Source organism: Pontibacter sp. MBLB2868 (assembly GCF_051904785.1).
GTDB lineage: Bacteria > Bacteroidota > Bacteroidia > Cytophagales > Hymenobacteraceae > Pontibacter.
In genome coordinates this window covers 4593834-4608042 of record NZ_CP196710.1, presented here as the reverse complement: position 1 = coordinate 4608042, position 14209 = coordinate 4593834, and the positions used below count along the sequence as shown (strand labels likewise).

15 protein-coding genes are annotated in these 14209 nt (G+C 42.7%); 6 read left to right on the top strand and 9 right to left on the bottom strand.

Annotated features, from left to right (window positions below; translation table 11 throughout):
* The first annotated feature begins 27 nt into the window (after window positions 1-27).
* From rplM to tsf, 4 genes are all read left to right on the top strand, one after another.
* Complete coding sequence (gene rplM, locus ACSX1A_RS19905) at window positions 28-477, top strand: 50S ribosomal protein L13 (protein WP_439881381.1); 450 nt, start codon at window positions 28-30, stop codon at window positions 475-477.
* Window positions 478-483: 6 nt separating this feature from the next.
* Window positions 484-870: a 30S ribosomal protein S9 gene (gene rpsI, locus ACSX1A_RS19900; RefSeq protein WP_377512691.1), complete on the top strand. Its 387-nt coding sequence runs from the start codon at window positions 484-486 to the stop codon at window positions 868-870.
* Window positions 871-891: 21 nt separating this feature from the next.
* Window positions 892-1659, top strand: coding sequence for a 30S ribosomal protein S2 (gene rpsB / locus ACSX1A_RS19895; RefSeq protein ID WP_439881380.1), 768 nt, complete (start codon window positions 892-894; stop codon window positions 1657-1659).
* Window positions 1660-1877: 218 nt separating this feature from the next.
* Window positions 1878-2711: a translation elongation factor Ts gene (gene tsf / locus ACSX1A_RS19890; RefSeq protein ID WP_439881379.1), complete on the top strand. Its 834-nt coding sequence runs from the start codon at window positions 1878-1880 to the stop codon at window positions 2709-2711.
* Window positions 2712-3258: 547 nt separating this feature from the next.
* On the opposite strand, the gene bamE is transcribed toward tsf, so the two are convergent.
* The 5 genes from bamE to ACSX1A_RS19865 form a co-directional block, all read right to left on the bottom strand.
* Entirely contained in the window at window positions 3259-3573 is a 315-nt protein-coding gene (bamE, locus tag ACSX1A_RS19885) for an outer membrane protein assembly factor BamE domain-containing protein (protein WP_439881378.1), read from the bottom strand.
* 133 nt (window positions 3574-3706) lie between these two features.
* Window positions 3707-4102, bottom strand: a complete 396-nt coding sequence (locus ACSX1A_RS19880; RefSeq protein WP_439881377.1) for a hypothetical protein — start codon at window positions 4100-4102, stop codon at window positions 3707-3709.
* Between the two features lie 61 nt (window positions 4103-4163).
* Entirely contained in the window at window positions 4164-4406 is a 243-nt protein-coding gene (locus ACSX1A_RS19875) for a hypothetical protein (RefSeq protein WP_439881376.1), read from the bottom strand.
* A 205-nt stretch (window positions 4407-4611) separates the two neighbouring features.
* Window positions 4612-6426 (bottom strand): MutS-related protein, encoded by a 1815-nt coding sequence (locus ACSX1A_RS19870; RefSeq protein WP_439881375.1) that lies wholly within the window; start codon window positions 6424-6426, stop codon window positions 4612-4614.
* 22 nt (window positions 6427-6448) lie between these two features.
* Window positions 6449-6892 carry a RidA family protein gene (locus tag ACSX1A_RS19865; protein ID WP_439881374.1) on the bottom strand — a complete coding sequence of 148 codons (444 nt, stop codon included), beginning with the start codon at window positions 6890-6892 and terminating at the stop codon, window positions 6449-6451.
* 82 nt (window positions 6893-6974) lie between these two features.
* Here ACSX1A_RS19865 and ACSX1A_RS19860 point away from each other — a divergent pair, with 82 nt between their 5' ends.
* Both ACSX1A_RS19860 and ACSX1A_RS19855 read left to right on the top strand, forming a co-directional pair.
* Window positions 6975-8120, top strand: a complete 1146-nt coding sequence (locus ACSX1A_RS19860; protein WP_439881373.1) for a DUF418 domain-containing protein — start codon at window positions 6975-6977, stop codon at window positions 8118-8120.
* The gene (locus tag ACSX1A_RS19855) at window positions 8117-9757 is read left to right on the top strand and encodes a sulfatase-like hydrolase/transferase (protein WP_439881372.1); all 1641 of its coding nucleotides are present in this window, start codon (window positions 8117-8119) and stop codon (window positions 9755-9757) included. The genes ACSX1A_RS19860 and ACSX1A_RS19855 overlap by 4 nt, the downstream gene beginning before the upstream one ends.
* Window positions 9758-9834: 77 nt before the next feature.
* On the opposite strand, the gene ACSX1A_RS19850 is transcribed toward ACSX1A_RS19855, so the two are convergent.
* The 4 genes from ACSX1A_RS19850 to amaB form a co-directional block, all read right to left on the bottom strand.
* Window positions 9835-10989, bottom strand: coding sequence for a hypothetical protein (locus ACSX1A_RS19850; protein WP_439881371.1), 1155 nt, complete (start codon window positions 10987-10989; stop codon window positions 9835-9837).
* A complete protein-coding gene (locus tag ACSX1A_RS19845; protein ID WP_439881370.1) occupies window positions 10970-11608 on the bottom strand; it encodes a hypothetical protein in 639 nt (212 codons plus the stop codon). Before ACSX1A_RS19845 ends, ACSX1A_RS19850 begins: the two co-directional genes overlap by 20 nt.
* 34 nt (window positions 11609-11642) lie before the next feature.
* Window positions 11643-12200, bottom strand: coding sequence for an RNA polymerase sigma factor (locus ACSX1A_RS19840; RefSeq protein ID WP_439881369.1), 558 nt, complete (start codon window positions 12198-12200; stop codon window positions 11643-11645).
* A 333-nt stretch (window positions 12201-12533) separates the two neighbouring features.
* Complete coding sequence (gene amaB / locus ACSX1A_RS19835; RefSeq protein ID WP_439881368.1) at window positions 12534-14111, bottom strand: L-piperidine-6-carboxylate dehydrogenase; 1578 nt, start codon at window positions 14109-14111, stop codon at window positions 12534-12536.
* Window positions 14112-14209: the final 98 nt, after the last annotated feature.

The window sequence follows — 14209 nt, the reverse complement described above, 5'->3', positions numbered from 1 at the left end:
TAAATAAATCGCTTACAACCACTAAAAATGGATCATTTAAGTTATAAGACCCTGATGGTCAACAAAGCTTCAGCTAATAAAGGCTGGGTTATTGTTGATGCCGGGCAAGGAAACTTGGGTCGTGTGGCATCTGAGATCGCCAAGATCCTGAAGGGCAAACACAAGCCTTCATACACTCCTAATGCTGACTGCGGTGACAACGTAATTGTTATCAATTCTGACAACGTACGTTTCACAGGCCGTAAGTGGGATCAGAAGTACTACCTGACACACACTGGTTATCCAGGCGGTCAGAAGAGAACTTCTCCACGTGAGCTAAAGGCGAAATCATCTACATTACTTGTAGAGCGTGCTGTACGTGGCATGTTGCCAAAAAACAGGCTGGGTAGCGAGCTATTCAGAAATCTTCATGTTTTTACAGGAAGCGAGCATCCATTTGCAGCTCAGCAGCCTAAAGAATTAACCCTCAACATCTAATTATTAATGGAAGTTATCAATACATCTGGTAGAAGAAAAACCTCGGTGGCTCGTATCTACATGACGGCCGGGCAAGGGAATATCACTATTAACGGTAAAGATATCAAGGCATACTTCCCTGACGAAGTACTGCAAACTATAGTTAATCAGCCGTTTCAAACCTTAGATCTAATTGGCAAGTACGATGTTACTGCTAATCTAAAAGGTGGTGGTGTAAGCGGCCAGGCTGAAGCACTAAGACTTGCTATCTCTAAAGCACTGGTAGTTGAGAACGCCGAAGTTAAATCAGCTCTTCGTAAAGAAGGATTTATCACTCGTGACCCACGTATGGTGGAGCGTAAGAAGTTCGGTAAGCGTAAAGCACGTCGTTCATTCCAGTTCAGTAAACGTTAATATTTTAGGTGTATCAACAACATGGCAAGTACTAATTATAAAGAATTACTTGAGGCAGGTGTTCATTTCGGTCACCTTACCAGAAAGTGGGATCCAAAAATGGCTCCGTATATCTTCATGGAGAAGAACGGAATCCATATCATTGACTTAAATAAGACATTGGTTGCGCTTGATGAGGCTTCTGCCGCTATCAAGAACATCGCGAAGTCTGGACGTAAGATCTTGTTCGTTGCTACTAAGAAGCAAGCACAAGAGATCGTTACAGAAGAAGCGAAGCGCCTTAAAATGCCTTACGTTACTGATCGTTGGTTAGGCGGTATGCTTACTAACTTTGCTACAGTGCGTAAGTCTCTTAAGAAAATGTCTACTATCGATAAGATGGTAAAAGACAACACTGCTTATGCAGCTATCGCAAAGCGTGAAAGATTAATGCTTTCTCGTGAGCGTGAGAAACTGGAAAGAGTACTTGGCGGTATCGCTGACCTATCCAGACTGCCAGCAGCTCTTTTCATTGTTGACGTAAAGCGTGAGCACATCGCTGTTAAGGAAGCACATAAATTAAACCTGCCAGTATTCGCAGTTTGCGATACTAACTCTAACCCAGAGCTGGTTGATTATCCAATTCCTGCAAACGATGATGCTTCTAAGTCAGTAGCTCTTATCGTGTCTATCATTGGTAAGGCAATTGAAGAAGGTCTTTCTGAGCGTAAGGTTGACAAAGAGGAAACTGAGCGCAAGCGTTCTGAAGAAGAAGGCATCAAGGCTAAGCAAGAAGCAGACGAGCAATAGTCAATTGTTCATATTGCAATCATAACAACTGAACATTGGGCTTTGCAGCTTCAATGTTCAGTTTGTTTTAGGGGAATTTTAAAAAGCAACAGCCAGAAGGCACAGAACACAAGACTTTTACAGCTTATAAAAAGCTATTAATAGCCGTTCTTGTCTATCAGAGTCTGAACAAACCCCGGAATAAAATTATTAATTCGTAATTCATAATTATAAAGATCATGGCTATTACAGCACAAGACGTTAACAAACTCCGCCAGGAAACCGGAGCAGGTATGATGGACTGCAAGAAAGCGCTTACAGAAGCTAACGGCGATTTCGAAGCAGCGAAAGATATTCTTCGTAAGCAAGGCCAAAAAATTGCCAGCAAGCGTGCTGACAATGCCACTTCTGAAGGTATCGTTCTAACGCAGGTAAATGCAGATGGAAACAACGGTATAGCAGTTGCTGTAGCTTGCGAAACTGAGCCTGTATCTAAAGTTGCTGACTTCAAAAGCTTAGCACAGCGAGTTATGGATACTGCTGTATCTACTAACGCTGCTACTAAAGAAGAACTTCTTGCCGCTTCTCAGGAAGATGGTCGTTCACTTCAGGATCATATTACTGACCTGATGGGTAAGATCGGTGAGAAAATTGATGTTGTTTCTTACGAGACTGTATCTGCTGACCAGGTAGTTGCTTACACGCACTCTACTGGTAAATTAGGTGTATTAGTAGGCCTTGTGAACACAAACGGCACTGATGCAACTGAAGTTGGTAAGGACGTAGCTATGCAAATCGCTGCTATGAACCCTGTTGCCCTTGATAAAGACGGTGTTGATGCAGCTACTGTAGAGCGTGAGATCGAGATCGGTAAAGAGCAGGCACGTGCTGAAGGCAAGCCAGAGGCAATGCTTGATAAGATCGCTCAGGGTAAACTGAACAAATTCTACAAAGAGAACACTTTGTTGAACCAGGAGTTCGTAAAAGACTCTTCTATGACTATCGCGCAGTTGCTTGATAAAACCAGCAAAGGCATGACAGTTAACGCATTCAAGCGTGTAGCTATCGCTTAAGTATAAGCTGAAAGTATAAAAAAAACGCCCCTGAGAAATCAGGGGCGTTTTTTTATGTTGGACATTAAATCCTCGCACAAGGAACGGGTGAAGCATCAGCCGAACATGATACCTGTGCTTTGATATCCAAAATTATTCTTCCGTTTTTAGTACTCCTCAACTATTACTCTATCACCACCATCTTACAAATGCTTGTTCAATCTGTATTCTGAAAGTAAATGAGAAAAAACTACATTTAAAGCTAAACCATTTTTCTTCCAAAAGAGCAAAGTGCATTTACTACTTCTGCTCCTTATCATTAATACAAAAACACAAATCAGGTGAATCAGAGAGAAAGTAGCAATGCAGAATTTTATTGCTATATCACCCCCTGATTTATTCCGGAAATATTAAAATAAAGAACCAAAAGTAAGCTAATCAGGCTGATAAATGCCTTTGATTTTATACTATTAATAAGGGTAATGGGCCGCGTGCATGCAAAGTACGAAACGTAGTGAGGGTTTAATATGCAATGTGTTGGCACAATAAGTTTTTGAGTCACTATTCTTCACCATGAAACAGCTGAGATGTAACTTACCTTTCCCCTTTTGTCAAATATGATTTGAGCTTGATATGAATTACCTGGTGGCACTTCATAGTTATAAAAGGTTTCTTCTTTAAAAAAATACCTATCACTTGGTCTTCCCATGATTGCAAGTACAGAAAGAGAGTCCATTCCTATTTGCACATCCTTAAGCTTCTTCAGATTTTCTAGACCCACTACAGCCTTGCTGCTGTGCTCACTGTCATAAATGGAGTATCCTATCAGCAATATTAAGCTTGCTGAAAAAGCGAGTAAGATATAGAAGACTCTCTTCTTCATTAATTACCTATTTTTGTCAACGTTACTTATGCAGTTGAAGCCCGAATCGTAGCAAGGGTTAAAACTTTGTAGGCATATGTAATTCTTCTAAGTGGTTTGGCAATGAAGATATGAATTTACTTCTAAAAAGAGGTTAATCAAGGATGGGGTATTCACATTCTCTCATTAACTTTCCTTCAGGTGAGTAGCATCTCCATACTCCTGAATAGTCACCCTTCACAAAAGTCCCTTCCTCTCTTAAGATATTAGTACCATAGTAATAGTCACGGTAGTAAACTTTGGCTTTGCCTTTAAGTTTATTAAATATTCTCGTCGAATTGAGGGATTCAAAATGTATAGTTTCTATAACCGAAGAGTCTGTATATTCTAATAATGGTGGCTCAATAGGCGGAGGATAAAAGATTTCAGCATCAGTAGTTACAACGGCAGGCTTTGAAGTAACATCTCTAAATGATATAGTCTGCTTTCCCAGATACACCATAAAAGATAAGAGCACCAGGAGAATAGCTGAAGCTAAAACTTCTTTCATAACTTTTATGTGTGCCAACTAGTAGATAAACGTAATATACTCAGTCAATCCAAGAATTAATTTACCCATTCCTCCTGATCGTGCTCACAAAGGCATCGCGCATATCCTGAAAACGATTTAGAACAGCCTCGATAAACTCCTCATCTATCAAGGCTTTTACGCCTTCGTCACCTGATACCTCTGTTTCCTCAATCTTATAGATCTGCTCCAGATTTGCTTTCTCCAGCTTTAATATATATTTGCCGTTGTAAGAGTGCAAAGTGATCTTGATGTGTGGGTTTGGTATATCTGCTACTACTCTCATGGTTCTGGGTTATATTTAGTGTGTTAATGTATAAATTCTGGAGGAGATGACCCACCTCTACCCCTCCTGGGAGGGGAAGGATAAAGTAGCTGTCATATTGGACGCAAAAGAAACCTCAAGTATTTCACAGACATTTCTGATCTCTTTTCCTACTCGCAACAACAACTTAGATGCGTCTCTTAACCTCAGTAGTCCTTTAGAAAGCTTACACCTTCTCCTCTATCTCAATGCCCATCAGCTGCATCAGCTTGCTGGCGTTAAAGCTACGGCAAATGCCTTTATGCAGTTTATAGTCGAACTCTATTTTATCACCAATTATATCGCTGTTAAAGCTATAGTTCTCCACGCTGCCTGGTAACTCCTGCTCCATTTCTCCTAACTCAAGGTCGTGGGTAGAAATCAAACCAGAAGCATTGCGTTTATGCAACTGCCGGATCAAGGCCATAGCCCCTGAGTGGCGGTCACGGGAGTTAGTTCCTTTCAGTATTTCGTCGAGCAGGTAGAATACAGGCAGCCCTTGCTCCGTGAGCTCTAAAAGCATACGCAATCGTTTTAATTCGGCATAGAAAGAAGATGTGTTTTCAGCCAGGTTATCTACAGTACGCATAGCGGTATATACCTGCGATGGTGCCACTCTCAGTTTTTGGGCATTTACGGGTGCCCCCATTAAAGCAAGTACCATATTGATGCCTACAGTACGCAGGAAAGTAGTTTTACCGGACATATTAGAACCTGTCACTACCATTGTTTTACCTGCACCCTGCATCTCAAAATCATTTGCAACGGGCTTAACCGAAAATATTAACGGATGGGCCATGTTAAAGGCACGAAACTCAAAGGGTACATCGCTTAACTCAGGAACCGCATAAGCCGGATGCGCATGCTGAAACGCTGCTATACTTGCCAACGCCTCAAACTCAGATAAGGTATTCAATACCTCCTCCAGTTGCAATAGGTATTTGTCTTTCCAACTCTCCAGGCGATACATCCATACAAAATCCCACATCAGTATCGTGTTCAGGAAAAAAGCCATCAGCGTACTTAACCGCCAGGAGAAGTAATCGATGATACTTGCCAACTTATGTATAATAGCTGAGCTTTGAGTACCCGACTGTCTCAACTTTGACTGTAGCGCCTGAAGCTGTGGCGAGGAGAATTTCTTCTGCTCAATATGACGGAGCTGCTTTGTATAGCTGCGCATAGCCTCGTAAATACCGATGCTCTTATCGTAGTAGTCATCACGCTCTACCCTGAACCTATAGGCAAGAATAAACTGAAGCGTTAAAAAAGCGCCTGGTATATACCCGCTTGCCCCATAACTCCAGGCAGCAATTGCAGCCAGCGTAAGCACTGGCAATACAAACACCAATACCTTTAGCAGAGGATATTGCTTATAAAAAGATTTACCTGAAAACCACTCAATAAAACCTGTCGCAGATTCTTCGTTGTGCTTATAGTGCATAGGGAGTGCCAGCAGATCCTGTAGCCAGTCCAGCTCAGATTCATTAGCCAACGATGCAACTGCCTCCTGCCTGTCTGTTACAGTTTGTGTAGGTGCCGCAGAACGCAGCCACTGTGCAAGCCTGTGCTTCCCAATACTTGTAACAGAACGATTGATAAGCTGAAACAGGGAGTTAGGCCCGAAAATATCAAGATCAGAAGTATAGGGATGGTGGTCGTTTATAAATTCTTCACCTCCATCAAACGCTTTAAGGTTCCCATGCAGCCTGTCTATTTCCTGCTGGTTTAGTTCACGGAGCAGCTTGTACTGCTCGTAGACGAACTCCAGCTTGCTATGCCAGCGTATTACCACCACAAACAACGTATAAAATATAAAAACAGAGACTGCCCCTGCTTTTTCATTATCTGTAGTAAAAAGCTGATACGCAATAGCTACGCCGATCAGGAACATAATAACCCTAAGCCACGATACCCTGCTGGATTTTTTAGCTGCACTGTTCTCTAAGGTTGTAAATGCGTCTATGCGCTGTTTGTATAATTCTTCTCTGTTTTTGATCACGCTGATACGTTTAAAGCTTCTTCTAACTTTGTGAAGGTGGTTCTATGGTAGCAATGCATTTTAGCTCTATGGCAATTGGTGTGGGCAATTTGTTAATCTCCACTGTAGTACGGCAAGGCTGATTATCTTTAAAATATTGCGCGTAGAGTTTGTTATAAATCTCAAAATCATCTTTCATATTTGTCAGGAAAACGGTTACATCTACCAGGTTTTCCCAACAAGTACCGGCATCTTCCAGAATATAACGCACGTTCTGAAACACGGAATGGCACTGCTTTTCAATGTCGTAAGATAAAATATTGCCATCTTCATCTAATTCCACGCCAGGTATCTTTTTACTGCCACGCTCTCGCGGCCCTACCCCCGACAGGAATAGCAGGCCACCCACCCGACGCGCGTGTGGATATAGCCCAACAGGTTCCGGAGCTTTCGAGGAGTTTAGTAGTTCTTTGTTATCTGCTGCCATTGTTTGTAATTTACTGCTGTTGTATATCCAAATCTAGTTAATTTAAACATTTTAGCTAAACCAATAGCGCTTCTTGCACATCATGTTCGTTAAAGCTTACAATCATACCGGCAGAAACAGAGCGCTAGATGCACTGAGAGGCTTTGCTTTATTTGGTGTGCTGGTAGCAAACATTTATCTATTTAATTGCTACACCGGGGATTTACCCGCTTACCTGAGCACTTTTAGTGACAAGATGAACATCCTGACTAGTTTTGTTGTTCAGTTCTTCTTCAGAGGCCGGTTCTATCCTATTTTTGCTTTGCTGTTTGGTTTAGGTATGGGAATGCAATTCCTGAAACAGAGCAACACAGAAGCAGCTTACAAACTTTTACTTAGACGGCTACTGGTTCTGCTGTTAATCGGAATACTGCATTACGTATTTGTTTGGGACGGTGATATCTTAATCAGGTATAGCCTTGCAGGTATAGTAGCTCTTGCCTTCATAAACCTTAAGAAGCACCTCATTCTTACTGCTGCAGTAACAGTTTACGCAATTCATAGTTTCTATGCGTATCAGATCAGCGAAATACTGGTACTAACTCACACACTAACCACTATACCTGTAATAGAATTAAACTACCCTGCCTTGGTACTGTTCAGAATCAAAGGACTTCCGACGAGCTATGAAAGTATTGAAAGTCTGTTCTACAGCATTAAAGTCTTTTCTTTTATTTTGTTTGGATTATACTTTAGCAAAGGCTCTATACTTCGACACTATGATAAAGTACGCTGGTTGAATACGCTGCTTATTTTGGTTTTAATCAGGATAACTACTGCCTTTCTTGCCTTTTCACTGGATCGTTTCACTAGTCTTAGTACGACATTAATTTGGCTGTCATTTCTGAACTACTTGCTGAATCCTTCTATTTATATAGCTGCTTTTATGTTTGTGGCCGGTAATAAGTGGTTTGACAAACCCGTAGCCATACTTGCTTGTCTCGGGCGAATGTCCTTGTCAAATTATATCCTTCAAAATGTAGTACTTGGGCTAATCTTTTATGGCTACGGCCTTGAACAATACCAGCAATGGCAACTTTGGCAGTTAATGCTATTTGCGGTAGTACTTTTCTTTGTGCAGGCATGCCTAAGTTATTGGTGGCTTCGGTATCATGCGCAAGGGCCACTGGAGAAATTCTGGAGGTTCTTAACCTATAACCGGACAGCACCAGAAGTAAGTGTGAAATGAGATTCCTGAAGTCTAACTTGTTTTGGCAGCTCTTCCTGCTTTTTGTAGCGATGTGCCTTTTTACAGTAACTGTAGAAATGCGCCCCGGCAGGGTGTACTACTTACTTCAGCTACTGCTTTTCAGGCAGAGCGTGCTGGAGTTACTTTTATACCTTGCGGTATTCGCCCTGGCAGTCTGGAGCCAGCAGGTTTTCTTACTGAACAGGAGCCGCTTTATACGCACCGCTTTTCTGTTTGTCCTGTTACCGTTACTCTTCATCAGCTTAACTTACCGGTATATAACAGGCTATAATTTTGCTTATACTGATGCCCAAACTGCCCTTAATAACTCCTCCTTCTGGAGTGCAGCCCTTACAAACTTTACCTTACCAGTAGTTCTAGCCTTAATCAGTTCGATAATTATAGTGTTGCTCCTGGCACAGCTACAGAAACGGATAAGCCGCTGTTATTCGCCTATACAGGCATTTGCATTTATACCAGTGCTATTAATCAGTGTGTGGTACGTGAATCGTTCATTGGGTATAATTGATGACTTACCTGCCTTTTACCGTGTACCGGTAAGTACGGGCTTAGCATCAGCCCACGAGCTTCCAATAGGAGAACGAAAACGAGTGAATGTACAACCATCACAGGCAGGCACCAAGCACCTGTTCCTGATAGTGGATGAAAGCATTACCGGCAGCTCTCTTTCACTGAACGGCAACCCGGTAAGCACTACTCCCTTTCTAGAAGCTGCAAAAGACAGCATCCTGAACTTTGGCATTGCCAGCGCCCTGGCAAATTACAGCGCCGGGAGTAACATTGCACTGATGAGTGGTATACAGACTGAACATTTACCTGATCTGCAACATGCTGCCCTTACGGAGCCAAGTATATTTCAGTATGCCAAACAAGCCGGTTACAGCACCTACTTTATTGATGCGCAGTTAGCATTAAACGCTATGCAGAATTACATGGCGCCAGCAGACCTGAAGTATATAGACCACTTTATTCAACCGGGAAATTCAAAACCGGAGCTACCCTACTATATGCGTGATTATAAAGTAGCCGCACTATTGGCAAAACTCTCAAAAGCTGATGAGAAGGTTTTTGTGTATGTAAATAAAGTAGGCGCCCATTGGCCCTATGCCAGAACATATCCTAAAAGTGAGGCTATGTTCACGCCTGTGCTTTCTGAAAGAAGTATGCTAAAGGATCAGGAGCGTTCAGTGAATACGTATCATAATGCACTACGCTGGACTGTAGATGGTTTCTGGAAGAAGCTAATGCAAAACATAGCCCCTTCCGACAGTACGGTTGTTATTTATACCTCAGACCATGGACAGAACTTACAGGGTGATGGAATCAGTATTGCACATGCATCTACAAGTAACACCAGCTCAATAGAAGCAAATGTCCCACTTTGGTTACTGGATAAATCAAAGGTGACTGCCAGGTTTACCATACCGGCACCTAACCAGCAGTCGCAAGCCCAGATCTTTCCTACTTTACTTTTACTCCAGGGCTATAATATCAAGTTCATTCATAGCAAATACGGAAATACCTTGTTTGAATCACCTGTAAACAAACAGCGCTTTTTCCTGACTGGCGATATATTTGGCAGGGGCAATACTCACATGGTCCCGTTTAAGGAGTAGGAGGAAGAGCAGTAGCAAAATAAGAAAGGCCAGCTGATAGCCGGCCTTCCCAGGGTCAAACAATTATTCACAAACAATTACTTGGTAAACTTCACATCGCCATATTTAGAGTTGATGCTGATCACACCTTTTGGAGAAGCGCCTCCGAACTTACCTTTATACTCCGCTGAGGTATATCCTTTTTCCAAAGAGGTAACATTCACCAGCGACTTATCTACCTTAAAGTCAGCGAACTGCACATTCACATCAAAGTTAAATGCGGAGTTATCAGCAAAGTTTAACAGGATAGGACTAAATCCGCTTTCCAGCATAATCTTACGGATGTCTTTACTTACCCGGTCCACTTTAAAAGAACCATACTTTAACTCCAGGTTTAGCTCCTGCCCCAGGTCCCCGATCTTAAAATCACTAAACTTAGAAGAACCCTGCAAACCGTTTGCGCCACCAACGTTCATATCCGAATAAGACACATTAATATTACCGCCGTTAATATAGCCACAGTTTCCGGAGCTATAGGCCAAGGACACACTATTGGAGTTATTGCTTAATCTATCTGTTTTCAGAGTACCATACTTTACAGAAATATCTGCTTTGCCCTTTAAGTTAGCCAGGTAAACATCTCCAAAACTGTTTTTCACAGCAATCGCATTATCTTCGGGCATGTATACAGTATAGTTAATCTCAAAGCTCTTGTCACCTTTGCCTGTGATCTTCATTGGCTCCATCTGGGTTTTAAAAGAGATCATACTACTCTGGCGGTTTTCCTGTACACTTATCTTATCCAGAATTTCCTGCGCTTTCGTGTCAGAACTGGCCCGTGCAATAATATCTACCCTAACTTTTATCTCGTTTTTGTTCCAGGTATTTACATGCACTTTACCAAACTTATTCTGGATGCTTAACACGTCCGATTTGGTTACTTTAAAGGTCTTATCAATCGCTTTGCGCTTTTCACTATCATACGCAGTTACGACCTCACCTGCGGGACCTGTCTGACTAAAGTGCTTGCCTATCTCTTTTAACTCCGATAGTTCGGACAAGTCAGGTATTTTCTTCAATTCGGCGAGAGAGGCAACATTAGCCAATGTCATTACATCCGAAAGATCGAGTGAGACTTGAATGTTGGAAGAACATGGAGCTGGAGCATCTTGCTTTTGTGCCCAGGCCATGCCAGGTGCTACTAAAAGGAGCACAAGCAGGGAGCGTATACTTTTATACATCTGTCGTTTCATTTTCTTTGATTTCTGAATTAATTGATTTTTCCAGATTTTTAACACTCTGGAGCACTTCCAACTGCTTGTTTAGCACTCTGATCCGTATCTGCAGGTTCTGGATCATGGCTTCAACAATTTCATCTGTATTTGGAGTGGTGTAAAGCTGTTTCTTGAGCTGGATATAACTACTGTCCAGCTTTGCTAATTCCTGGTCTACTTCACGCTGTTCGTCCAGGCCCAGCAACTTAAGGTCGTAATCGCTTAACTGGCTTTTCTTTTCTTTGATCTGGTTCACATAATATGCTTCCACTTCTACCATCTCAGGTGCAATGTTGCTGATCACCTTCTGTTCCGATGCCACTGCTATTGTGTTACTCGCAGCAGGTGCATTTTGCTTCATCAGGAAAAGGGTGATGCCGCAACCTAAAAGCAGCACTACTGCTGCCGCCACGCGCATAAACAATACATTTGCGCTAAAGCTGGCACTATCTCCAAAGTTAAATTTGATTACTTTGGCCTTTTTGCTCTGTGTCGCTGGCAGATCCTGGCAGATACTTTGCCACATATCCGGCCGGGGCTCAAACACATCGAACTCATCCCGATGCTCACTCACAAAATCTTTTAATTTATCTTTCATTGTAAATATCTCCTCATTTACATACTCTTTATTACTAAACCGAAAACTGGGGCTCTTTCATAATCTCTAACAACTTCTTTTTTGCCCGGCTATACTGCGACTTAGATGTTGACTCTGTTATTCCCAGCACCTCACCTATCTCAGCATGATCAAAGCCCTCCAGCAAGTATAAACTCAGCACCACCCTATACCCATCCGGAAGTTTTTGAATGGCCCGTCTTACATTGTCTACTTTCCATTCCGAATCATCCTCAAACTGCTCATCTGCCACTTCGGCAACAACCTGCTCATCCATCGGTACTAACTCAGATCTCCTTTTCCGGATTGCGTTGATGGCTGCGTTCACCACTATTTTTTTGAGCCAACTACCGAACGACGCTTCTGACTTGAAAGCATGAAGGTTTCTGAAAGCACTGATAAAAGCCTCCTGAAGTACATCTTCAGCTTCAGCGTAATCATTTGTTATGCGCATACTCACGTTAAACATCGCTTTAGAGTACAACTTGTACAGTTCGTACTGAGCGCGGTTGTCCCCTTCCTTACACCGATCGATCACGTGGCTATTTACGTCCTGGTAACTGACAGCTTCCAAATTATTCCGTTTAACGTTGTGCTTTTAACCTTTCCCGGCTTTCCTCATCTATTCGTCCCCTTCATCCATTTTCAAACTAAAGACAGCAGGAAAAAGCCAGGGTTGCATGAAGTTGCAAAATTTCTGATATTTTTTTCTGGAAAGAAATACTTTTAACCTGCATCCCTTCGTTTTATACTTGAATTTGCTTTTACTACCTGTTTTACTACCTGTTTTACTACCTGTTAAAACAAAAAGGCAACCCAGAAACAGGGTTGCCTTTTTGTTTTTTTGCTCCTGCCATTGTAGATCAGGAGGTATTTAATTAGAAAGTATTGCTGCGTGCTTTACAACTTAGTCCATTATATCAAACTTGATACCCTGGGCCAAAGGCAACTCGCGGCTGTAGTTAATCGTGTTTGTCTGGCGACGCATATATACCCGCCAGGCATCTGAACCAGACTCACGACCTCCACCAGTTTCTTTCTCTCCTCCAAAGGCTCCTCCGATCTCTGCACCGGACGTACCAATGTTTACGTTGGCAATGCCACAGTCAGAACCCCAGTGGCCCAGAAAAGCCTCTGTCTCCTGCAGGTTAGTAGAGAAAATTGCAGATGACAAGCCCTGGCGGACGCCATTTTGCAGTTCAATTGCATTCTCTACTTCGCCTTTATACTTTATCAGGTATAATATCGGGGCAAAAGTCTCTTCCTGCACCATCTCAAAATGATTTTCAGCTTCAACGATAGCCGGCTTCACGTAGGTTCCGCTTTCATAACCCCCTCCACTCAACACATCACCACCTGTTAGCAAAGTGCCACCTTCCTGCTGCACCTTCTCCAGTGCATTCGTGAAGGCTGCCACAGCATCTGTATCAATCAGGGGCCCTACCAGGGTTGTGCCGTCCAGGGGATGCCCGATAGGCAGGTTAGGGTATATCTTTAGCAAGCGCTCTTTTACCTGCTCATACATACTTTCGTGGATAATTAAACGCCGGGTAGATGTACAGCGCTGGCCGCAAGTACCTACTGCACCAAATACGATGGCACGTAAAGCCATTTCAAGGTCGGCGCTCTCGGTAAGGATGATGGCGTTGTTACCGCCCAGTTCCAGCAGCGATTTACCCAAACGGGCACCTACTGCCTCACCTACTTTTTTGCCCATGCGTGTAGAACCTGTAGCAGAAACTAACGGAATACGTTTGTCATGGCTCATCAGGCTACCGATCTCGGCATCACCAATGATCAGGTTAAAGATACCTTCCGGCAGTTCATTATCTGCCAGAACATCTCTGATTATATGCTGGCAGGCAACACCTGTAAGTGGTGTTTTTTCAGATGGCTTCCAGATCATTACATCGCCACAAACGGCAGCTAACATAGCATTCCAGCTCCAAACGGCTACCGGAAAGTTAAAAGCTGAAATGATGCCTACAATTCCAAGCGGGTGGTACTGCTCGTACATGCGGTGCTCCGGGCGCTCTGAGTGCATCGTATAGCCATGTAATTGGCGCGATAAACCTACAGCAAAGTCACAAATGTCAATCATCTCCTGCACTTCGCCCAGGCCTTCCTGGTAGATCTTGCCCATCTCGTAGCTTACCAATTTACCCAGGGCCTCTTTGTGCTCACGCAGCTTATCACCTATCTGGCGTACTATCTCTCCACGTTTCGGAGCCGGCACCTTACGCCATACTTTAAAAGCCTCCTGCGCTGTTTTTACTACCTGGTCATAATCCTCTGCCGTAACCATGTTAACAGCAGCTATAAAACTACCATCGGCCGGCGAATTAATGTTACGGGTATTGGCATTATTTTCTCCGCCCCAGGAAAGACCAGTGCTATAGGCAGGATTTTTCTCCTTTATACCTAGTTGCTGCAGTACATCTTTTATCTCCTTGGTTATCGGTAGTTCATCTATGGTTTGTTTCATGAGTTTTATCTATTTAGTGGTTAAAGAAAGGGTACTAGTACAAATCTAAAAAATAAAAAAGCTTCTGCAAGGTTGCAGAAGCTTTCTATTACTTTTAA